The following is a 19,575-nucleotide window of genomic DNA, read 5'->3' as shown; positions in this document are numbered from 1 at the left end:
AAACCGCCTCGTCCGTGCCGGACCGCGGCGTCAGCCCATCCGCTCGATCCGCCACATCTGGTACTTCAGTGCGGCCACCGCACCCGCCACGATGGCGGCCACCGCCACGAAGGAGCCCAGCGCCAGCGTGGACAGGCCGGTGATGCCCTGGCCGATGGTGCAGCCCAGCGCGGTCACGCCGCCGATGCCCATCAGCAGGCCGCCCACCAGGTGGTTGGCGGTGTCCTCGGTGCCGCGAAAGCCTTCCCAGCGGAACTGCCGGGCGAGCAGGGCCCACAGGAAGGAGCCGGCGATCATGCCCAGCACCGCCGCGATGCCCACCGTCACGATCCGGCTGGTGTCGCTCCAGAAGAGCAGCAGCTCCAGCGTGAAGGCGATGGGCGCCACGAAGGTGAAGGATTCGGCGCGGCCGGTGTTGGTGGCCACGAAGGCTTCCTCGAGCGTGTCCGGGTGCTCGGCCACGTAGCCCAGATGGCCCGACACGTACCACAGGCCCACGATCGCGAGGCCGGTGGCGATGCCGCCGAGCAGGTTGTTCGCCTCGCGGAACTCGCGGCCGGCCAGGCTCCAGGCGAGCAGCGCGCCGCCGATCCCCAGCGCGAGCGCGATCCGCCACGTGTCGAGCATGGCGCCGTCGCTGCCGGCCAGCAGTCGAGGAAGGTCCTGGCCGGGGTGCATGACCGCCGACACCGGGTCGAGCGCGGCGACACGCCACACGCCGGTGAGGCCGCGCAGCGTCATGTAGGCGCCCAGCCCGAGCATGATGAAGACCACGAGGGACTTCAGCGAGCCGCCGCCGATCCGCACCAGCGTCTTGCTGCCGCAGCCCGAGGCCAGCACCATGCCGAAGCCGAACAGGAAGCCGCCCACCAGGTAGGACAGCCAGGTGAAGTTCGCGCCGGTGTAGATCGACTTGCCGGGGTCGACCAGGCCGGCAGCCGCCAGCAGCTGCGTGCCGATCATGGCCACGCCGATCGCGCTGGCCCACATCCGCATCCGGGTCCAGTCGCCCATGTTCACGATGTCGGCCACCGCCCCCATCGTGCAGAAGTTGGTGCGGTTCATGACCGCGCCCAGCACGAGCCCCAGCGCGAATGTGGCCCAGACCACGGTGCTCTGCACGGCGGCGATGTCGATCTCGGGCATGGCGGTATGGCCGGACTCAGCCGGTCTGGTAACGGGTGGAGTCGGGAAGGCCGGCGGCGGCGAATCCCTCGCGTCGGATCCGGCAGGAATCGCAGCGGCCGCAGGCGCGGCCCGCGGCATCGGCCTGGTAGCAGGAAACGGTCAGCGAGAAGTCCACGCCGAGCCGCGCGCCCTCGCGGATGATCTGCGCCTTGGACAGGTCGATGATCGGTGCGTTGATCCGCATGGGCCGGCCTTCGACGGCGGACTTCGTGGCCAGGTTGGCCATGCGCTCGAAGGCCTGGACGTATCCGGGCCGGCAGTCGGGATAACCGGAGTAGTCGACCGCGTTGGCGCCGAAGAAGATGTCGTCGGCTTGCAGCACTTCGGCCCAGCCCAGCGCGATCGACAGCATGATCGTGTTGCGTGCGGGCACGTAGGTGATGGGGATCGAGGGGTTGGATGACGCGGAGGCCGGGGCTCCGGCATCCGCGCCCTCGGGCACCGCGATCGAGGTGTCCGTGAGGGCGGAGCCGCCGAAGCGCGACAGGTCGACGTCGGCGATCACGTGGCGCGCGGCGCCGAGCGCGCCGGCCACCCGGACCGCGGCATCGAGCTCGGCGCGATGCCGCTGGCCGTAGTCCACCGACAGCGCGTAGCAGTCGAAGCCGCGCGAGCGGGCGATGGCGAGCACGGTGGCCGAGTCCAGCCCGCCGGACAGCAGCACGACCGCCCGGGCGCCGCCGGGAGCCCGCTCGTGGCTCATCAGCGCCCCAGGCTGGCGATCCGGTCGCGGGCCAACTGCGCCGCGGGGCTCTGCGGGTGCTTGTCGACGATCGACTGCAGGGTGCGGCGGGCGCCCGCGCGGTCGCCGCTCTCGGCCTGCGCGTAGCCCATGTTCAGCAGCGCGTCGGGCACTCTGGGGTTCTGCGGGAACCGGCTGACCAGCGCCTGGTGACTGGCGATCGCCGCCTTGTAGTCCTTCAGCGCGAACTGGCTGCTCCCGATCCAGAAGTAGACCGCGGGCGCGTAGGCGCTGTCGGGATACTGGCTCTGGAACTGGCTGAACGCGGTGAGCGCCGACTTGAAGTCGCCGCCGCGGAACAGCGCGAGCGCGGCCTCGAAGGCCTTCTTCTCGCTCTGGTCGACCGTGGCCTTGTTGCCGTCGATCTCGACGTCGACCGGCTCGAAGCGCTTGATCCGGTTGTCCACCGTGGCGAGCTGGTCTCGCAGCTGCCGCTGGGTGACCGCCAGCTCGTGGGCCTGCACTTCGACCTGGCCGCGCAGCTTGCTGATCTCCTGCCGGAGCTGGTCGACCTGGGCCTGGTTGTCCAGCTGAGTGTTCGACAGCCGGCTGGTCAGGTCGGCGAGCTGGGCTTCGATCTTCGCGAGGCGCTGCTCGGTCGTGTCCTGGTACTCCTGCACGCGACCGCGCAGGTCGAGGATCGCCTTGCGGGCTTCGTCGTCGCCGAACAGCGCGTGCGCCGGCGAGGCGCCGGCGACGAGCGCCAGCGCCAGCGCGCCCTGGACGAGCGCGGCGCGCATCACTGGTACACCAGGTCGGCGCGGCGGTTCTCGGTCCACGAGGCTTCGTCGGAACCGGTGGCGCGCGGCCGCTCTTCGCCGAGGCTGACCGCCTCCATCTGGCTCTCGGGCACGCCCAGCGCGCCCAGCGCGCGACGGACGGCTTCGGCCCGCTTCTGGCCCAGGGCCAGGTTGTACTCGCGGCTGCCGCGCTCGTCGGTGTTGCCCTGGATCAGCACGCGGCGGCCCTGGTTCGAGGTCAGGTAACGGGCATGGGCGTCGATCGTGCCGCGGTACTCGTCGCGGATCGCGAAGCTGTCGAAGTCGAAGTAGATGCTGCGACGGGCCAGCGGGCTGGCGGGATCGTTCAGCGGATCCTTGTCGCCCAGCGTGACCTGCTGCACGCCGCGCGAGCCGGCGCCCGAGGCGTCGGCCCCGCCGGCCTGACCGTTCGTCGTGCGGCTCTCGACCGGCGCGGCGGTCTGCTGGGTGTCTTCCAGCTTGACGTTCGAGCCGCAGGCGGACAGCAGGGCGGCGGTCAGGCCTGCGAGCAGGAGCTTGGTGGTTCGGTTCATCTTTTCCTCGGCGTTTCGGTTATCGGTTGTCGGAGAGAGCGGTCGTCAGGTCGAGTCATCAGTTCGAAAAAGGGCCCCAGGTCGGCTCGCGGATGTCGCCCGCGTTCGACGTGAGGCGCTGGCGCACCCGGCCGTCGACGCTCGCGGCCACCAGCGAATCGCGGCCGCCTGCCTGGGTGGCGTACATGATCCACCGGCCGTTCGGCGCGAAGCTGGGCGATTCCTCGCGGCCCCCGTCGGACAGCACCTGCTCCGCACCGGAAGTCAGGTCCCGGACCACGACCAGGAACCTGCCGTCGCGACGCGAGACGTAGGCCAGCAAGCGGCCGTCGGGGCTCACGCGCGGGCTCACGTTGTAGGTGCCGGTGAAGGTAACGCGCGTGGCATCGCCGCCGCTGACAGGAATCCGGTAGATCTGCGGCGAGCCGCCGCGATCGGAGGTGAAGTAGAGCGAACGGCCGTCCGGCGTGAAGACCGGCTCGGTGTCGATGCTGGTGGAGCTGGTCAGGCGCCTGGGCTGCCCGCCGCCCTCGGCCGGGATCAGGTAGATCTGCGACAGGCCGTCGATGGTGAGCGCCACCGCGAGCGTGCTGCCGTCGGGAGACCAGGCGGGCGCGCTGTTGCTGCCCTTGAAGTTGGCGACCGCCTTGCGCTGGCCGCTGGCCAGCGTGTGGACGTAGACGACCGGCTTCTTGCTCTCGAAGGACACGTAGGCCAGCCGCGAGCCGTCCTTCGACCAGCTCGGCGAGATGATCGGCTCGGGCGAGTTGAGCGGGGTGACCACGTTCTCGCCGTCCCAGTCGGCGATGTTCAGCTTGTAGCGATTGCCCTGCTTGGAGACGAAGGCGATCCGGGTGGAGAAGATGCCCTTCTCGCCGGTGAGTTTCTCGTAGACCCAGTCGGCGATCCGGTGGGCCCCATAGCGCAGGTCGGCCTCGGACACCACCAGCGACTCGCCGCCCAGCGTGGTCTGGCGGACCGCGTCGCTGAGTCGGTAGCGGATGTCGTAGCGGCCGTCGGCCAGGCGCGAGACCGAGCCGGTGAGCACCGCGTCGGCGCCGCGCCGGCGCATGTCGACGAAGTCGATGGAGGCCGTGTCGGACAGGGTGCCGGCCTGCTCGATGATGCGGAAGGCGCCGCTTCGCGACAGGTCGCCGCGCACGACGGCGGCCACGTCCTGCGGGGCGCGTCCGTCGCTCGCGAATTGCGCGATGGCGATCGGGTACTGGGTGGCCCCCACGCCGGAGACGTCGATGCGCATCTGCGCGGACGCCGCGAAGGGAAGGAACAGTGCGCCGAGCAGCGCGAGGACGAGATGCCTCATGGAACTCCTCGTGAAGGGCGAATCCAAATTCTAACCGGTCAGCGTTCGTCCCGCGGCCCGCGAGCGATTTCGAGCTCGCGCGGGCAGGTCCCATCGACCTGCGCAGGCAGCGGACTGGTCCGCTCGATGCCACGCTGCGCTGCCGCGTCCCAGGCCGGCACGCCGCTCGATCGGCGCAGCTTGACCGCGAGGATCTTGCAGTCGGCGCCCACCGTCACCACGAACACCGCCTTCGGATTGCCCTGCAGGTCGCCGGGGATCTGGTAGGTCGTGTTCGAGCGCAGCATCGACGACAACTTGGCGATGTAGCCGGCGTCGTTGCCGCCGCCGCCCGCTCCCGCGCCCGCCGCGGTGCCCGACGCCGACCCGCCGTTGGCGCTGCCCGCCTTGGCCATCAGGCTGTTCAGGTACTCCTGGCGGCGCTTCTCGGCGGCTTCCTGGCGGGCCTTTTCCTCGGCCGCGGCCTTGGCCTTGGCGGCGGCTTCGCGCCTGGCCTTCTCCTCGGCCTCGCGTTTCGCCTTCTCTTCCGCCTCGCGCTTCGCCCTGGCTTCGGCCTCGCGCCTGGCTTTCGCTTCGGCTTCGCGCTTGGCCTTCTCCTCGGCGGCGCGCTTCTCTTCGGCGCGACGCTTCTCCTCGGCTTCGCGCTTCGCCTTCTCTTCGGCCGCGCGCTTTTCCTCCGCGAGCCGCTTCTGGTCGGCTTGGCGTCTGGCCTTTTCATCGGCCGCGCGCTTCTCCTCGGCGGCGCGCTTCTCTTCTGCGAGCCGCTTCTCTTCGGCCTCGCGCTTCGCCTTCTGCTCGGCCAGCCGCGCTTCCTCGGCGAGCCGCTCCTGCTCGCGCCTGCGCTCTTCCTCGCGCTTCTTCTCGAGGGCGATCTCGGGGTCGGGCTGTTCGGGCGCCTTGACCGGCGGTGGCGGCGGGGGAGGGGGCGGCGGCTCCGGCTTCGGCTCGGGCTGCGAGACGAGCTTGGGCTCCGGCTTGGGTTCCGGTTTCGGTTCGGCCTTGGCCACCTGCGGCGGGGGCGGCGGCACCCAGAGCTCGGCCGACACCGCCGGCGGCGGCTGGGTCTGCCAGCGAATGCCGACGAACAGCATCGCGACCAGCAGCAGATGCATCACCAGGGCGAGCGCGAACGCGCGCAGGCGGCCGCGGGGACGCGGCGGTGTGCGCGACACGAGGCCCTCGGGGCGGCGCACCGGCTTGCGGCCCAACTTCATTGCGATCGACCCTGCGGCGAGACCCGCATCAGTTGCCCGGCTTGACCATCAGCGCCACCCGCGCGATGTTCATCTGTTGCAGGTCGCCGAGCACCTCGATCACGCGCTCGTAGCGCACCGCGCGATCGCCGCTGATCACCACCGGCATCGCTTCGCCGTGCTCGGCCAGCAAGGCCCGCACCGAGCCCTCCAGGTCGGCCCGCGCCACCCGTCGTTCGGACGGATCGCCGGTGTTGCCGGTGCGCAGCCGCATCGTGCCGTCGGCGAAGACCTGCACCTCGATGTACTTGTCGGTCTTGGCCGTGCTGCGGCCCGCGCGCGGCAGGTCGATCGCGCCGGGGGGCACCAGCGGCGCGGTGACCATGAAGATCACCAGCAGCACCAGCATGACGTCGATGTAGGGCACGACGTTGATGTCGTTCACCATCCGGCGGGACCGGCCGCCGCGCGAGCGGGAAGCGAGTGCGGGCATCGTTACTTCGCCTGGCGTTGCAGGATGTTGGAGAACTCCTCGATGAAGCTGTCGAAGCGGCTCGACAGCCGGTCGAGGTCGTGCGCGAATCGGTTGTAGGCCACCACCGCGGGGATCGCGGCGAACAGGCCGATCGCGGTCGCCACCAGCGCCTCGGCGATGCCCGGCGCCACCGCGGCCAGGGTGGCCTGCTGCACGTTGGCCAGCCCGCGGAAGGAGTTCATGATCCCCCAGACGGTACCGAACAGGCCGATGTAGGGGCTGACCGAGCCGGCCGACGCGAGGAAGGCCAGGCTGGACTCGAGCGCGTCCATTTCGCGCTGGAAGGTCGCGCGCATCGCGCGTCGCGAACCGTCGAGCATGGCCTGCACGTCGCCCGGCTTCTGCTGCCGGGTCTTCAGGAACTCGCTCATGCCGGCCTCGAAGATCCGGGCCATGGCGCCCCGATCGGCCGAGTCGTGGCGGACCTGCTGATACAGCCCGCCGAGGTCGCGGTCGTTCCAGAAGTCGTCTTCGAAGGCGTCGGTGGCGCGGCGGGCCGCCCGGATCGTGAATCCCTTGCGGAAGATGATCGTCCAGGAGCCGATCGAGATGGCCAGCAGGCCGGCCATCACCAGCTGCACCAGGACGCTGGCTTGCAGGACCAGCGACAGGATCGAGAGTTCGGAGTTCATGCGGAGTCGGGCAAGGGGTTGTTGGCGGGGCCGCGCGCCAGTGCGCGTTCGGCGAGGTCCTTCGGGATCGCGGTGGGCCGGCCGCTGGCCAGGTGCACGGCCGCGATGCGCAGCGTGGCGCTCACCAGCGGCTCCGATTCGCCCGGCCGGCGCGCCTGTTGCGCCAGGGTCCAGCTCGCGCGGCGCGCTTCGGCGAGCCGCACGTCGACCAGCAGCTCTTCGTCGAGCCGGGCCGGGCGCCGGTAGTCGATGCTCATGTCGCGCACGACGAAGCCCACGCCGGTTTCCGCCAGCATGCGGGAGTGCTCGACACCGAGCGCGCGCAGCCAGTCCGTCCGGGCACGCTCGAACCAGCGCAGCCAGTTCGCGTGGTAGACGATGCCCCCGGCGTCGGTGTCCTCGTAGTAGACGCGGACTCGCAGGCTGAAGTCAGGGGCGTCCGTCGAGACATGGGCAGCGGCAGTCACAGGGCGAGATTCTACCAATCCGCGCCGGTCGGAATCCCGAGCGCGGCGCGGATTTCCTCGCGCCGCGGCAGCGGGTCGATCGCGCCGTAGCCGGTGGTGGACAGCGCGGCCGCGGCGCAGCCTGCGCGGGCCGCCGCGGCCAGCGTATCGCCGGCCAGCAGCCGGGCGACGGTCACGCCGCCGAAGCAGTCGCCGGCGCCGGTGGCGTCGACCGGCTCGACCCGCATCGCGGCCACCTCGTGGATCGCCTCGCCGTCGGAGACCAGCGCGCCGCGCGCGCCGAGCTTGACCGCCACCGCGCGGGCGCCGAGTTCGTGAGCGAAGGCGATCAGGCGGTGCGGATCCTCGATGCCGAACAGCGTCGCGGCCTCGTCGATCGAGGGCAGGAACAGGTCGCAGGCGGCGATCGTGGCGCGAGCGATCGCGGCGGCGCGGGCCCTGGGCCAGAGCCGCGGCCGGAAGTTCAGGTCGTAGCTCACCCGCGTGCCGTGGGCACGGGCGTGGTCGATGGCCGCGAACACCGCATCGCAGGCCTGCGGCCCGATCGCCTGCGAGATGCCCGATGCGTGCAGCCATTTCGCCGCCGCGACCCGTTCGGCGAAGGCCTCGGTGAAGCGCATCCGGCTGGCTGCCGAGCCGCTGCGGCGATAGGTGAACTCGTGGCCGGCCGGCCCGTGGCTGACGAAGTAGATGCCGGTGGGCGCCTCGGGGTCGAGCGTGACCGCCGAGTGGTCGACGCCTTCGCGATCCCACAGGTCGAGGAACTGCCGGCCGAAGGCCTCGTCTCCCAGGCTGGTCAGGTAGGCGACCGAGGCGCCCGCGCGCGCCGCGGCGACCGCGAAATTGGCGGTGTCCCCGCCGAAGCCCTGGCGGTAGAGCGTCTGACCGGGAAGCTGGTTGAACTCGAAGAGGGGTTCGCCGATCGCGACGATGTCGGCCATGGTTCGTTCGGGGTTGCGGGAGATCGCGGCAGGTTTGCCGCCTGGATCGATGCCATCTATTGTGCCGGTTTCGGCGCAGGCCCCGTGCCGGCGCGTTCCCGGTTCCGGAGTCCGCCATGAATCGCCCCGATGTTCGCCATGATCCCGTCCTGTCCCCGGCCCGAAGTGCGGCGTCGATCCAGCCGACCGAGCCTGACGCTTCGGCGCCGCCGCTGGCCGACCGGCTTTCCGCGCCGGTCATCCCGGTCATCGTCGTGGCCGATGCCGCCGATGCGGTGCCGCTCGCCCGCGCCCTGCTGGCCGGCGGCGTGCGGGCCCTGGAGGTAACCCTGCGCACGCCGGCAGGACTCGAGGCGATCCGCCGGATCGCGGCCGAGGTGCCCGATGCGCTGGTCGGCGCCGGCACGGTGACCCGGCCCGCCGAGCTGCGTGCGGTGCGGCAGGCCGGCGCGGCCTTCGCGTTCTCGCCGGGCTGGGCGCCCGAATTGTCCGATGCGGCGCGCGACGAGGGCATCGAGTTCGTGCCCGGCGTGATGACTCCTTCGGAGACGATGGCCGCCGCCAACCGCGGTCACCGGGCGCTGAAGCTCTTCCCGGCCTCGGTGGCGGGCGGCGTGCCGATGCTCAAGGCGATGGCCGGGCCCTTCGCCGAGCTGCGCTTCTGCCCGACCGGCGGGGTGACTCAGGAGAACATGGCCCAGTATCTGGCGCTGCCCAACGTGTTCGCGGTGGGCGGATCCTGGCTCACGCCGGCCGATGCGATCGCCGGCCGCGACTGGCCGCGGATCACAGCGCTGGCCGAGCGGGCAGCAGCTGCCAGAGGATGAAGGCGGCGGCGATCGCCGCGCCCACGGCCACCAACGCGCGCGAGACCGCATTGCGCCGGTAGTCGACCCAGTCGAACTTCTCGGCCATGATCCAGGCCAGCGCGAAGCCCGACAGCAGCCCGCCCACGTGGGCCGCGTTGTCGACCACGCCCGAGGTGAAGCCCAGGAACAGCGAGTAGCCGACGAACATGAACAGCGACGAGCGCATCGACGCCACCAGCGGCGCGGGCAGCTTGTCGCGCTTGAGCAGGATGGCCGCGAGCAGGGCGCCGGTGATGCCGAAGATCGCGCCCGAGGCGCCCACCGACACCGCGGTGCGGGCCGCGAAGAACAGGCTGGCCAGCGAGCCGAACAGCCCCGAGAGCAGGTAGATCAGCGCGAACTGCGTGTTGCCGTAGAAGCGCTCGGCGATGCTGCCCACGTTCCACAGCGCCCACATGTTGAAAGCCAGGTGGATGATGCCGGCGTGCAGGAACATCGCGCTCACCAGCCGCCAGGGCTCGCGCTGGGTGAGCGGCAGCAGGTTGCCGCCCCAGGCGAGCAGCTCGCCGGCCTCGGGCAGGAAGGGGCTGAGACCCCCGGCCAGGTTGGCCAGCCAGACGAGCAGGTTCAGCGCAATCAGCGTGCCGGTCACGGTGGCGTGCGGCGTGGCCGCCTCGAGCCGGTGGAGGAAGTCCTCGATCATCGGGTTCGAGGACCGGGCCTCAGCCCGCTCCGGAATCCTCGGACCACAGGTCGGGTCCGGCCTGGCCGGGCGCGGCAAGGCCGAGGTGGCGCCAGGCGGCGGCGCTGGCCACGCGGCCGCGCGGCGTGCGCTGCAGGTAGCCCTGCTGGATCAGGTAGGGCTCGAGCACGTCCTCGATGGTGTCGCGTTCTTCGCCGATCGCCGCGGCGAGGTTGTCGAGCCCCACCGGCCCGCCGGCGAAGCGATGCACGATGGCCTCGAGCAGCTTGCGGTCCATGAGGTCGAAGCCGGCGGCGTCGACCTCGAGCATGGCCAGCGCGGCGTCGGCGACCTTCGTGTCGATCCGCCCGCTGGCCTTGACCTCGGCGTAGTCGCGCACCCGGCGCAGCAGGCGATTGGCGATGCGCGGCGTGCCGCGCGAGCGCCGGGCGATCTCCAGCGCGCCATCCGGCGTGACCTGGGCGCCGAGCAGGTCGGCCGAGCGCGCCACGATCTTCGCAAGATCGGGCACGTCGTAGAACTCGAGCCGCGCGATGATGCCGAAGCGGTCACGCAGCGGATTGGTGAGCATGCCGGCGCGGGTGGTCGCGCCGACCAGCGTGAAGGGCTGCAGGTCGAGCTTGATCGAGCGCGCGGCCGGGCCCTCGCCGATCATGATGTCGATCTGGTAGTCCTCGAGCGCCGGGTACAGGATCTCCTCGACGATCGGGCTGAGTCGGTGGATCTCGTCGATGAACAGGACGTCGTTCTTCTCGAGGTTGGTGAGCAGCGCGGCCAGGTCGCCCGGCTTCTCGAGCACCGGGCCCGAGGTCTGGCGCAGGCCCACGCCCATCTCGGCGGCAATGATGTGCGCCAGCGTGGTCTTGCCCAGGCCCGGCGGGCCGAACAACAGCACGTGGTCGAGCGGCTCGCTGCGGCCGCGCGCCGCGCTGATGAAGATCTCGAGCTGCTCGCGGATGCGCGGCTGGCCCACGTATTCGGCGAGCCGCTTGGGGCGCAGCGCGCGCTCGACCGCCTCTTCGGCGGGCGTGGCCGCGGACGGCGCGATCAGGCGGTCGTGTTCGATCATGGCTTGGCCAGGTGCCGCAGCGCCTGCCGGATCCCGTCGGAGACCGCGGCATCGGCCGGCAATTGCCTGACCGCCACGGCGGCCTCGCGTTCGGAGTAGCCCAGCGCCAGCAGCGCGCGCAGGACGTCGGCACCCGCCTCGTCGACCGCGCCGCGGCCGGCCACGCCGGGCAGCTCGGGCGCGAGCCGGCCCTTGAGTTCCAGGAGCAGCCGCTCGGCGGTCTTCTTGCCGATGCCCGGCACCTTGATCAGGCGCGCGCTTTCCTGGGCGGTCACCGCGCGGGCCAGGTCGCCGACCGACATGCCCGAGAGCACCGCGAGCGCGGTGCGCGGGCCGACGCCGGCCACCTTGATCAGTTCCCGGAAGGCGTCGCGCTCGCCGGCGGTGAGGAAGCCGTAGAGCAGGTGCGCATCTTCGCGGACCACCTGCTGGACCAGCAGCACCAGCTTCTGGCCCGCGGCGGGCAGGTCGTAGAAGGTGCTCATGGGCACGTCGACCTCGTAGCCCACGCCGCCGACGTCGACGAGCACCATCGGCGGGTTCTTTTCGAGCAGGGTTCCGGAGAGGCGTCCGATCATCGGGTCAGTTTAGCCGAAGCGGGGGAGCGCCGCGGCGGGCGGCGGGGCTCAGGAGGAAGCGCCGCGCCGCCCGGCGCAGCTCAGCGCAGGCGGCCGGCGCGCATCCGCAGGCCGCGGCCGGTCTTGCCGCGCGGGGCCGGGGCCAGCTGCGCGGTCGCTGCGGCGGTCATGGTGGCGGCGTGCGCGTGGCAGATCGCGCAGGCCAGCGCGTCGGCGGCGTCGGTCGAGGGCAGGCCGGGCAGCGCGAGCAGCCGCTGGACCATCGCCTGCACCTGCGACTTGGCGGCGCGGCCATAGCCGGCCACTGCCTGCTTGACCTGCATCGCGGTGTACTCGCTCACCGGCAGCTCGTGGACGACCGCGGTGGTGATCGCCGCCCCGCGCGCCTGGCCCAGCAGCAGCGTGGACTGCGGGTTCACGTTGACGAAGATGATCTCGACGGCGGCCACCTGCGGGCGGTATTCGCGTATCACTTCGGCCAGGCCGTCGTGCACGGTCTTGAGGCGGGGCGGCAGCGCGCCGCTGCCGATGCGGATCACGCCGCTGGCCACGTAGCGCAGCCGCGGCCCGTCGGCGTCGACGACCCCGAAACCGGTGACGCGCAGCCCGGGGTCGATGCCGAGAATGCGGATCAATGCCGGAAGTGCCGCACGCCGGTGAACACCATCGCGATGCCGCGCTCGTCGGCCGCCGCGATGACCTCGTCGTCGCGCACCGAGCCGCCGGGCTGGATCACCGCGACCGCGCCCGCGTCGACGACCACGTCGAGGCCGTCGCGGAAGGGGAAGAAGGCGTCGGAGGCGACCACCGAACCGGCGAGCGACAGGCCGGCGTTCTCGGCCTTGATCGACGCGATGCGGGCCGAGTCGATCCGGCTCATCTGCCCGGCGCCCACGCCCATCGTGGCGCCGTTCGCGCAGAACACGATCGCGTTCGACTTCACGTACTTCGCGACCCGCCAGGCGAACAGCAGGTCGGCGAGCTGGGCGGCGGTGGGCGCCTTCTTGGTGACGACCTTGAGCTCGTCCGCCCGAACCTCGCGGTTGTCCGCGGTCTGGACCAGCAGTCCCGAGCCGACGCGCTTGACGTCGTGCGCGTTGCGCCCGCGCGCCCAGTCGGTCGGGCCGTCGGCCCGCACCTGGTCGAGCGGGATCTCGAGCACGCGCGCGTTGGCCTTGGCCGACAGGACCTGCCGGGCCTCGTCGGTGTAGGAGGGCGCGAGCAGCACCTCGACGAACTGCTTCGACACCGCGCGAGCGGCTTCGCCGTCCACCGGCCGGTTGAAGGCGATGATGCCGCCGAAGGCCGACGTGGGATCGGTGCGGAAGGCGCGCGCGTAGGCGTCGGCCGAATCATTGCCCACCGCCACGCCGCAGGGGTTGGCGTGCTTGACGATCACGCAGGCCGGCGCGTCGAAGCTCTTGACGCACTCCCAGGCCGCGTCGGCGTCCGCGATGTTGTTGTACGAGAGCTCCTTGCCCTGCAGCTGCTTCGCGGTGACCAGCGAGCCGGGCGCGGGGCCCAGGTCGCGGTAGAAGGCCGCGCTCTGGTGCGGGTTCTCGCCGTAGCGCAGGTCCTGGAGCTTGACGAAGCGGCCGTTGCTCTGCGCGGGGAAGGCGGCGCGGCTGCCGTCGGGCTGCAGCGACGACAGCCAGTCGCTGATCGCGCCGTCGTAGTTCGAGATGGCATTGAAGGCCGCCACCGCGAGCGCGAAGCGGGTCGCGTCGGACAGGCCGCCGGATTCGCGGACCTCGGCCAGCGCGGCCTCGTACTGCGAGGCATCGGTCAGCACGCCGACGCCGCGCCAGTTCTTGGCGCCGGAGCGGACCATGGCCGGGCCGCCGATGTCGATGTTCTCGATCGCGTCCTCGAGCGTGCAGCCGGGCTTCGCGACGGTGGCTTCGAACGGATAGAGGTTGACGACCAGCAGGTCGATCGGGGGGATGCCGTGCTCGGCGATCGCGGCCATGTGCGCATCGAGATCGCGCCGCGCGAGCAGGCCGCCGTGGATCGTCGGGTGCAGGGTCTTCACCCGGCCGTCGAGCATCTCGGGAAAGCCGGTGTGCGCGGAGACCTCGGTGACCGCGATCCCGCTCTCGGCCAGCAGCTTCGCGGTGCCGCCGGTGGACAGGATGGCCACGCCCAGCGAGGCGAGCGCGCGGGCCAGCTCGACGACGCCGGTCTTGTCGGAAACGCTGATCAGCGCCCGGCGCACCGGCAGCGTGGGGTTCGGCTTGTCCTGGGACTGGGTCTGCGACGGGGTCTGTGACGGGGTCTGGGTCATGGCTTCGGGTGCGGGGTCAGAGCATGCCGTGCATCTGCAGCTTCTTGCGCAGCGTGTTCCGGTTGATGCCGAGCATCTCGCTTGCGCGAAGCTGGTTGCCCTGCGCCTCGCGCATGACCACCTCGAGCATCGGTCGCTCGACGGCCTGGATGACCATCTGGTAGATGGCGTTCGGAGGGGTGCCTTCGAGGTCGCGGAAATAGCGCTCCAGGCTCTTCGACACGGCTTCGTCGAGATTCGATTGCCTGCTCATGCCAGGTGGCTCCAACGGAACTGCTTGTCGTTGGCCGCGTCGCAGTGGGCGACGCGCCAGCCGGCGTCGTCGTGCGAGGCCGGATCGGTGTCGAGGAAGAGATCGATCGCCTCGAGCTGCTGCTGCGGGTCGTCGAGGCGGTTGAATCGGTCGATGAAGGCGAGCACGGCCGCCCCGTCGAGCGCGCCCGCGCGGGCCTGCTCGAACGCGCGCAGGTACCAGCCCACGTGCTTGCGGGCGGTGCGCACCCCGGTGAGCTCGCCGTGGAAGGCGTAGTGGTCGAGCAGGTGCTCGCGCAGCATCGCGCGCAGCTCGGCCGCGTCCGGCGGCGCGAGCATCCCGCCCGTTTCGAGAAAGTGGACGATCTCGCGGAAGATCCAGGGCCGGCCCTGGGCGGCGCGGCCGATCATCACCGCGTCGGCGCCGGTGAGCCGCAGCACCTCGCGCGCCTTGACCGGGCTGTCGATGTCGCCGTTGGCGACCACCGGCACCGAGACTGCCGCCTTCACCGCGGCGATCGTGTCGTACTCGGCGTGACCGCCGTAGCCGCAGGCCCGGGTGCGCCCGTGCACCGTGATCATCGCGGCGCCGGCGCGCTCGAAGTCGCGCGCGAGCCTCACCGCATTGCGGCTGTCGGGCGAGGGGCCGGTGCGCATCTTGACCGTGACCGGCACGCCGACCGCCGATGCGACGGCCTCGACGATCTCGCGGGCCAGCGGCTCGTTGGCCATCAGCGCGGAGCCCGACCAGGCATTGCACACCTTCTTGACCGGGCAGCCCATGTTGATGTCGATGATCTGCGCGCCGCGGTCGACGTTGAAGCGCGCGGCCTCGGCCATCATCCGCGGGTCGGCCCCCGCCAGCTGCACCGCCTTGGGCTCCATCTCGCCGGAGTGGTCGATGCGTCGCGAGGTCTTGACGCTGGCCCACAGCTTCGGGTTCGACGCGGCCATCTCGGATACCGCGTAGCCCGCGCCCAGTCGCTTGCACAGCTGCCGATAGGGTCGGTCGGTCACTCCAGCCATGGGCGCAACGAACACGTTGTTGCGCAAGGCGAAAGGGCCGATTCTCATCGCAGCAGGCATCAACGAATGGGATGTGGGAAACGGAGCGGGCGCGTCGCGAAAAAGGAGCGGGCGCGTGGCGCCTTGGGGAGGGGGATTCTAACCCCTTATTGCGCTGCCCAAGAACTGTGCAGCGCAAAAATCGCGTGCTAGTGGCTGCTCACACTTTGAGTACGCGCAATGTTCGCGCACGCCTGTCGCTCAGGGCGGGCGCTTGTCAGTTGCGAAGGCCGAACATGAAGGCGCGCGCGAGCGTGCGGCGAGCGGGGCCGGCGAGATCCAGTGCGCCGAGCGCAAGTGATTGCAGCGGATGCAGCGGCGGCGCGGCGAACAGCGTGGCCAGCATGTCGGTGACCGCCACCGTCGCGGCGCGATCGGCCCGGCGGGCCCGGGCGAAGGGCTTCAGCGAGGCGACCAGAGGCTCGCCGCGGGCGCGCGCCGCGCCGAGCGACTCGGCGAGCACGAAGGCATCGCGAAAGCCCAGGTTCATGCCCTGGCCTGCCACCGGGTGCAGGGCCTGCGCGGCATTGCCGATCGCGACCTCGCTGCCGTTCACCACCTGCCGGCGCAGGCGTCGGTGCAGCGGGGCGAGTTGCGGCGCATCGTGGAATTCGAGGTCGCCGAGCGCGGGGCCGAAGCGTTGCCGAAGCAGTGCGGCCAGCTCGGTTGCGTGCAGGCCGAGCCGATCTTGTGAAACCGGCGTGGGTGCGCACCAGACCAGCGACCAGAGGCCGCTCTCCGGCAAGGGCAGCAGCGCGAGCGGCCCTTCCTCGGTGAAGCGCTCGTAGGCCACGCCCTCCCGCGGGCGCGACACGCGCAACGTGGCGAGCAGCGCGGCCTGGTCGAAGTCGCGCGAGCGGCCGTCGTCGCCGGGGTTGCCGTCGGCGATGATGCTGACTGAAGCAGGAGAAGGAGGACGGGAGAAGGGAGTGGGGAGGGCCTTGCGCAGGGCGTGGTGGAGGGCTGCGTAGCGGACGACGTGGCCGAGGGCGGGGACGCGAAGTTCTTCGGCGGTGAGGCGGGTGCGGCCGGCCGCCCCGCGCAGCGTGACGTCGACCGTGGTGATCGGCGCCGACAGCGGGGGATGCGCAATGCGGGCGAGAACCTGCCAGCTGCCGAGCGACAGCGCGATCGCGCGCTGCGCGAGCCAGGGAGGCAGCGCGTCGGGAACCGGGTCGCAGGCCAGCTCGTCGGGCCCGAAGCCCTGCCGCGCGAGCAGGCCGCGCAGCAGCAGCGACACCGGGCCGGTGCCGATGATCCGGATCGCTGCCGGATCGCTCATCGCGAGCGCATCAGCGCCTCGATCTCGCCGGCGGCCTTCGGCACGTCGCCGGTGATGATCTCGCAGCCGCTCTCGGTGACCACCGCGTCGTCCTCGATCCGGATGCCGATGTCGTGGAAGGCCTCGGGAACATCGTCGGCGGCGCGCACGTAGATGCCCGGCTCGACGGTGAGCACCATGCCGGGCCGCAGGATCCGCCACGGGCGGCCGCCCTCGCCGGCGGGCTCGCCCGGCTCGCGGTAGTCGCCGCAGTCGTGCACGTCCATGCCCAGCCAGTGGCCGGTGCGGTGCATGTAGAAGCGTCGGTAGGCGCCCGACTCGACGGCCGCGTCGACGCTGCCCTGGAGCAGCCCGCAGTCGATCATGCCCTGCGCGAGCACGCGCACCGCCGCGTCGTGCGGATCGGTGAAGCGCGCCCCCGGTCGGGTCGCATCGATCGCGGCGTGCTGCGATGCCAGCACGATGTCGTAGAGCGTGCGCTGCGGGCCGCCGAAGCGGCCGTTGACCGGGAAGGTGCGGGTGATGTCGGAGGCGTAGCCGTCGAGCTCGCAGCCGGCGTCGATCAGCAGCAGGTCGCCGTCGGCCATCACCGCGTCGTTCGACACGTAGTGCAGCACGCAGGCATTGCGCCCGGCGGCCACGATCGAGCCGTAGGCGGGGTACTGCGAGCCGGCCGCACGGAAGGCGTGCAGCAGCTCGGCCTCGATCTCGTACTCGCGGCGCCCGGGGCGCGCGGCGCGCATGGCGCGCACGTGCGCGGCGGCCGATATCTTCGCGGCGCGGCGCATGATGTCGAGCTCGTGCGCGTCCTTCACGAGGCGCATCTCGTCGAGCACGTGCAGCACGTCGAAGGCCCGGGCCGGCGCGGTCACGCCGGCGCGCGCCTGGGCGCGCACAGCGTCGAGCCAGCCGCGCAGCCGCGCGTCCAGCGCGGCGTCGCTGCCCATGGCGTGCCAGACCGCCGGCTGGTCGGCGAGCAGCTTCGGCAGCTCCTCGTCGAGCTTGTCGATGGTGAAGCTGCGGTCGAAGCCGAAGCGCTCGCGCGCGAGCTCGGGGCCATGGCGCCAGCCGTCCCAGATCTCGCGTTCCTCGTTCTTCTCGCGGCAGAAGAGGATGGATTCCTCGGAATCGGCGCCCGCCACCACGACCACGATCGCATCGGGCTCGGGAAATCCGGTGAGCCAGTAGAAGTGGCTGTCCCAGCGATACGGATAGTGCGCATCGCGGTTGCGCGCCTTCTCGGGCGCGGTGAAGACGATCGCGACGCCGCCCCCCTGGGCCCGCATCGTGGCGGCCAGGCGGGAACGTCGGGAAGCGTGAACCTGCATGCGTAACTCCTGCGTCAGCGACGCAATTGTGCATCGACGGCGGCGAGCCGCTCGGGGGTGCCCACGTCGATCCAGCGGCCGTCGTGCAGTTCGGCACCCACGCGCCCGCGCGCCGCGGCTTCGCGCAGCAGCGGCGCCAGCCGGGCCGGCGCGTCGGGATCGAGCCCCGCGAACAGCTCGGGCCGGTAGACGCCGATGCCGGAAAAGGTGAGGTTGCGCCGTCCCGCATCGAGCAGGCCGTCGGCCAGCGCGAAATCGCCGTCGGGATGATGCGGCGGATTGGGCACCAGCACGCACCAGGCGAGCAGGCGCGCGGCAGCCATCTGCGCGGCGATCGTGCGCGCCCGCGCCAGCGGGAAGTCGGAGAAGACGTCGCCGTTGATCACCAGGAAGGGTTCGCCACCGAGCAGCGGCAGCGCGTGCGCGATGCCGCCGGCGGTCTCGAGCGCCGGGTTCTCGGGCGACCACGAGATCCGCAGGCCCCAGCGCGCGCCGTCGCCCAGCGCCCGTTCGAGCAGCGTGCCCAGGTGCGCGTGGTTGATCACCACCTCGCGAAAGCCCGCTGCCGCCAGCGCCTCGAGATGCCAGGCGATCAGCGGCTTGCCGCCTGCCAGCAGGAGCGGCTTGGGGCAGGTGTCGGTCAGCGGCCGCATCCGCTCGCCGCGGCCGGCGGCCAGGATCATCGCGCGCATCGCAGGGGATTCAGAAGGTGTAGCCGGCGCGCAGCGCGCGGTTCTCGACGCGATCGATCAGCCGCGCGAGCCCGCCGAAGGCGTCGTAGCGGCCGGCCACCTCGATCGCCGCGGCGAGCACGCGCGGCATGTCGGCGAGGTAGCGGTCCTTGCCGTCGCGGTGATGCAGCCGCGCGAAGATGCCCAGCACCTTCAGGTGCCGCTGCAGGCCCATCCACTCGAAGTCGCGCCAGAAGTCGCCGAAGTCGTGCGGCACCGGCAGGCCGCGCGCCCGGGCCGCCTCCCACCAGCGGATCGCCCAGTCGATCTGCCGGTCTTCGGGCCAGCTTGCATACGCATCGCGAAGCAGCGAGACCAGGTCGTAGGTGATCGGGCCATGGACCGCGTCCTGGAAGTCGAGCACGCCGGGCGCGGGCGAGTCGTCGTCGCGCGCCGGGCCACGGGCGGCAGGGGGCAGGACCATCAGGTTGCGCGAGTGGTAGTCCCGATGCACGAAGACGCGCGCCTGCCCGAGGTTGTTCGCGAGCAGCGCATCGAAGGCCGCGCGCAGCGCGTTGCGGTCGTCGTCGGTCAATGCGACGCCGCGATGCCTGGCCAGGTACCAGTCGGGGTAGAGCATCAGCTCGCGCTCGAGCAGCACGCGGTCGTAGTCCGGGAACACTCCTGCCCGGCTGGCCGCCTGCATGGTGATCAGCGCGTGGGTGGCGCCGCGATACAGACGCTCGATCCGCGCGTCGTCGGCCGGGTCGCTGCGCCCGAGCCGGTCGAGCAGGGTCTCGCCGCCGAAGTCCTCGAGCAGCAGGAAGCCGCGCGCCAGGTCGGCCTCCAGCACGGCCGGCACCCTCAGGCCGGCCGCCGCGAAGACCTCGGCGGCGTGCACGAACGGGCGGCAGTCTTCCTGCGGCGGCGGCGCGTCCATCGCGATCACGCTGCCCGCCATCGACTCGACGCCGGTGTCGATGCGGAAGTAGCGCCGGAAGCTCGCGTCGTTCGACGCGGGCCGGATCGAGTCGACCTGCAGTTCGTGCCGGTCGGCCAGCCCGGCGAGCCACTCGCGCAGCAGCGCGAGACGAGGGTCGGGCGCGGTCGCGTCGGGCGCGGTCGCGGTATCGGACGAGGTCGAGGACAAGGAGGGGGACTCCGGGCGGGTCATGGGCGCGGCGGGGCGTCGGCGAGGCTCTTCGATCCGTATAATAA

The 19,575-nt window shown here is 71.5% G+C and carries 22 protein-coding genes; 1 reads left to right on the top strand and 21 read right to left on the bottom strand.

From position 1 onward, the window contains the following. Positions 1-30: 30 nt before the first annotated feature. Genes FHP08_RS02200 through FHP08_RS02155 form a run of 10 tightly spaced genes read right to left on the bottom strand, consistent with a single transcriptional unit; the run spans position 31 to position 8,316 of the window. A complete protein-coding gene (locus FHP08_RS02200; protein ID WP_147702656.1) occupies positions 31-1,146 on the bottom strand; it encodes a YeeE/YedE family protein in 1,116 nt (371 codons plus the stop codon). Positions 1,147-1,162: 16 nt separating this feature from the next. Next, positions 1,163-1,891, bottom strand: a complete 729-nt coding sequence (gene queC, locus FHP08_RS02195; RefSeq protein ID WP_147702655.1) for a 7-cyano-7-deazaguanine synthase QueC — start codon at positions 1,889-1,891, stop codon at positions 1,163-1,165. After that, the gene (ybgF, locus tag FHP08_RS02190) at positions 1,891-2,670 is read right to left on the bottom strand and encodes a tol-pal system protein YbgF (RefSeq protein WP_147702654.1); all 780 of its coding nucleotides are present in this window, start codon (positions 2,668-2,670) and stop codon (positions 1,891-1,893) included. Before ybgF ends, queC begins: the two co-directional genes overlap by 1 nt. Continuing rightward, positions 2,670-3,224: a peptidoglycan-associated lipoprotein Pal gene (gene pal / locus FHP08_RS02185; protein WP_147702653.1), complete on the bottom strand. Its 555-nt coding sequence runs from the start codon at positions 3,222-3,224 to the stop codon at positions 2,670-2,672. Before pal ends, ybgF begins: the two co-directional genes overlap by 1 nt. Before the next feature lie 58 nt (positions 3,225-3,282). After that, on the bottom strand, positions 3,283-4,548 hold the full coding sequence (tolB, locus tag FHP08_RS02180) for a Tol-Pal system beta propeller repeat protein TolB (protein WP_147702652.1): 1,266 nt from the start codon (positions 4,546-4,548) through the stop codon (positions 3,283-3,285). Between the two features lie 38 nt (positions 4,549-4,586). Further along, the gene (tolA, locus tag FHP08_RS02175; protein WP_147702651.1) at positions 4,587-5,762 is read right to left on the bottom strand and encodes a cell envelope integrity protein TolA; all 1,176 of its coding nucleotides are present in this window, start codon (positions 5,760-5,762) and stop codon (positions 4,587-4,589) included. Between the two features lie 28 nt (positions 5,763-5,790). Beyond that, a complete protein-coding gene (locus tag FHP08_RS02170; protein ID WP_147702650.1) occupies positions 5,791-6,234 on the bottom strand; it encodes a biopolymer transporter ExbD in 444 nt (147 codons plus the stop codon). Positions 6,235-6,236: 2 nt separating this feature from the next. After that, positions 6,237-6,908, bottom strand: a complete 672-nt coding sequence (gene tolQ, locus FHP08_RS02165; RefSeq protein WP_147702649.1) for a protein TolQ — start codon at positions 6,906-6,908, stop codon at positions 6,237-6,239. After that, positions 6,905-7,375, bottom strand: coding sequence for a tol-pal system-associated acyl-CoA thioesterase (gene ybgC / locus FHP08_RS02160; RefSeq protein ID WP_147702648.1), 471 nt, complete (start codon positions 7,373-7,375; stop codon positions 6,905-6,907). Before ybgC ends, tolQ begins: the two co-directional genes overlap by 4 nt. Before the next feature lie 11 nt (positions 7,376-7,386). Beyond that, a complete protein-coding gene (locus FHP08_RS02155; protein WP_147702647.1) occupies positions 7,387-8,316 on the bottom strand; it encodes a sugar kinase in 930 nt (309 codons plus the stop codon). Positions 8,317-8,432: 116 nt separating this feature from the next. Here FHP08_RS02155 and eda point away from each other — a divergent pair, with 116 nt between their 5' ends. Beyond that, the gene (eda, locus tag FHP08_RS02150; protein WP_147702646.1) at positions 8,433-9,143 is read left to right on the top strand and encodes a bifunctional 4-hydroxy-2-oxoglutarate aldolase/2-dehydro-3-deoxy-phosphogluconate aldolase; all 711 of its coding nucleotides are present in this window, start codon (positions 8,433-8,435) and stop codon (positions 9,141-9,143) included. Here eda and FHP08_RS02145 read toward each other — a convergent pair. The 11 genes from FHP08_RS02145 to FHP08_RS02095 form a co-directional block, all read right to left on the bottom strand. Then, a complete protein-coding gene (locus tag FHP08_RS02145; RefSeq protein WP_147702645.1) occupies positions 9,103-9,828 on the bottom strand; it encodes a rhomboid family intramembrane serine protease in 726 nt (241 codons plus the stop codon). The genes eda and FHP08_RS02145 overlap by 41 nt on opposite strands. Positions 9,829-9,847: 19 nt before the next feature. Continuing rightward, positions 9,848-10,897 carry a Holliday junction branch migration DNA helicase RuvB gene (gene ruvB, locus FHP08_RS02140; protein WP_147702644.1) on the bottom strand — a complete coding sequence of 350 codons (1,050 nt, stop codon included), beginning with the start codon at positions 10,895-10,897 and terminating at the stop codon, positions 9,848-9,850. Beyond that, complete coding sequence (ruvA, locus tag FHP08_RS02135; protein WP_147702643.1) at positions 10,894-11,475, bottom strand: Holliday junction branch migration protein RuvA; 582 nt, start codon at positions 11,473-11,475, stop codon at positions 10,894-10,896. Before ruvA ends, ruvB begins: the two co-directional genes overlap by 4 nt. A gap of 80 nt (positions 11,476-11,555) precedes the next feature. Then, entirely contained in the window at positions 11,556-12,107 is a 552-nt protein-coding gene (gene ruvC, locus FHP08_RS02130; RefSeq protein WP_147703108.1) for a crossover junction endodeoxyribonuclease RuvC, read from the bottom strand. Further along, positions 12,107-13,759, bottom strand: a complete 1,653-nt coding sequence (purH, locus tag FHP08_RS02125; protein WP_147702642.1) for a bifunctional phosphoribosylaminoimidazolecarboxamide formyltransferase/IMP cyclohydrolase — start codon at positions 13,757-13,759, stop codon at positions 12,107-12,109. Before purH ends, ruvC begins: the two co-directional genes overlap by 1 nt. Positions 13,760-13,775: 16 nt before the next feature. Then, positions 13,776-14,012 (bottom strand): helix-turn-helix domain-containing protein, encoded by a 237-nt coding sequence (locus FHP08_RS02120; protein WP_147702641.1) that lies wholly within the window; start codon positions 14,010-14,012, stop codon positions 13,776-13,778. Next, positions 14,009-15,085, bottom strand: coding sequence for a tRNA dihydrouridine synthase DusB (gene dusB, locus FHP08_RS02115; protein ID WP_147702640.1), 1,077 nt, complete (start codon positions 15,083-15,085; stop codon positions 14,009-14,011). The genes FHP08_RS02120 and dusB overlap by 4 nt, the downstream gene beginning before the upstream one ends. A gap of 208 nt (positions 15,086-15,293) precedes the next feature. Further along, positions 15,294-16,358 carry an FAD-dependent monooxygenase gene (locus FHP08_RS02110; RefSeq protein ID WP_147702639.1) on the bottom strand — a complete coding sequence of 355 codons (1,065 nt, stop codon included), beginning with the start codon at positions 16,356-16,358 and terminating at the stop codon, positions 15,294-15,296. Further along, on the bottom strand, positions 16,355-17,686 hold the full coding sequence (gene pepP, locus FHP08_RS02105; protein WP_147702638.1) for a Xaa-Pro aminopeptidase: 1,332 nt from the start codon (positions 17,684-17,686) through the stop codon (positions 16,355-16,357). The genes FHP08_RS02110 and pepP overlap by 4 nt, the downstream gene beginning before the upstream one ends. 14 nt (positions 17,687-17,700) lie before the next feature. Then, positions 17,701-18,378 (bottom strand): N-acetylmuramate alpha-1-phosphate uridylyltransferase MurU, encoded by a 678-nt coding sequence (gene murU, locus FHP08_RS02100; RefSeq protein WP_147702637.1) that lies wholly within the window; start codon positions 18,376-18,378, stop codon positions 17,701-17,703. Between the two features lie 10 nt (positions 18,379-18,388). Beyond that, positions 18,389-19,531, bottom strand: coding sequence for an aminoglycoside phosphotransferase family protein (locus tag FHP08_RS02095; protein ID WP_147702636.1), 1,143 nt, complete (start codon positions 19,529-19,531; stop codon positions 18,389-18,391). Positions 19,532-19,575 lie beyond the last annotated feature (44 nt).

The sequence above is a fragment of the Zeimonas arvi genome (genome assembly GCF_008039575.1).
GTDB lineage: Bacteria > Pseudomonadota > Gammaproteobacteria > Burkholderiales > Burkholderiaceae_E > Zeimonas > Zeimonas arvi.
This window is presented reverse-complemented; position numbering and strand designations above follow the sequence as displayed.

Bases quoted from the DNA above. Each gene is read 5' to 3' on its own strand.
- FHP08_RS02200 (WP_147702656.1), bottom strand. From the start codon at position 1,146: ATGCCCGAGATCGACATCGCCGCCGTGCAGAGCACCGTGGTCTGGGCC.
- queC (WP_147702655.1), bottom strand. From the start codon at position 1,891: ATGAGCCACGAGCGGGCTCCCGGCGGCGCCCGGGCGGTCGTGCTGCTG.
- ybgF (WP_147702654.1), bottom strand. From the start codon at position 2,670: ATGCGCGCCGCGCTCGTCCAGGGCGCGCTGGCGCTGGCGCTCGTCGCC.
- pal (WP_147702653.1), bottom strand. From the start codon at position 3,224: ATGAACCGAACCACCAAGCTCCTGCTCGCAGGCCTGACCGCCGCCCTG.
- tolB (WP_147702652.1), bottom strand. From the start codon at position 4,548: ATGAGGCATCTCGTCCTCGCGCTGCTCGGCGCACTGTTCCTTCCCTTC.
- tolA (WP_147702651.1), bottom strand. From the start codon at position 5,762: ATGAAGTTGGGCCGCAAGCCGGTGCGCCGCCCCGAGGGCCTCGTGTCG.
- FHP08_RS02170 (WP_147702650.1), bottom strand. From the start codon at position 6,234: ATGCCCGCACTCGCTTCCCGCTCGCGCGGCGGCCGGTCCCGCCGGATG.
- tolQ (WP_147702649.1), bottom strand. From the start codon at position 6,908: ATGAACTCCGAACTCTCGATCCTGTCGCTGGTCCTGCAAGCCAGCGTC.
- FHP08_RS02155 (WP_147702647.1), bottom strand. From the start codon at position 8,316: ATGGCCGACATCGTCGCGATCGGCGAACCCCTCTTCGAGTTCAACCAG.
- eda (WP_147702646.1), top strand. From the start codon at position 8,433: ATGAATCGCCCCGATGTTCGCCATGATCCCGTCCTGTCCCCGGCCCGA.
- FHP08_RS02145 (WP_147702645.1), bottom strand. From the start codon at position 9,828: ATGATCGAGGACTTCCTCCACCGGCTCGAGGCGGCCACGCCGCACGCC.
- ruvB (WP_147702644.1), bottom strand. From the start codon at position 10,897: ATGATCGAACACGACCGCCTGATCGCGCCGTCCGCGGCCACGCCCGCC.
- ruvA (WP_147702643.1), bottom strand. From the start codon at position 11,475: ATGATCGGACGCCTCTCCGGAACCCTGCTCGAAAAGAACCCGCCGATG.
- purH (WP_147702642.1), bottom strand. From the start codon at position 13,759: ATGACCCAGACCCCGTCACAGACCCCGTCGCAGACCCAGTCCCAGGAC.
- FHP08_RS02120 (WP_147702641.1), bottom strand. From the start codon at position 14,012: ATGAGCAGGCAATCGAATCTCGACGAAGCCGTGTCGAAGAGCCTGGAG.
- dusB (WP_147702640.1), bottom strand. From the start codon at position 15,085: ATGAGAATCGGCCCTTTCGCCTTGCGCAACAACGTGTTCGTTGCGCCC.
- FHP08_RS02110 (WP_147702639.1), bottom strand. From the start codon at position 16,358: ATGAGCGATCCGGCAGCGATCCGGATCATCGGCACCGGCCCGGTGTCG.
- pepP (WP_147702638.1), bottom strand. From the start codon at position 17,686: ATGCAGGTTCACGCTTCCCGACGTTCCCGCCTGGCCGCCACGATGCGG.
- murU (WP_147702637.1), bottom strand. From the start codon at position 18,378: ATGCGCGCGATGATCCTGGCCGCCGGCCGCGGCGAGCGGATGCGGCCG.
- FHP08_RS02095 (WP_147702636.1), bottom strand. From the start codon at position 19,531: ATGACCCGCCCGGAGTCCCCCTCCTTGTCCTCGACCTCGTCCGATACC.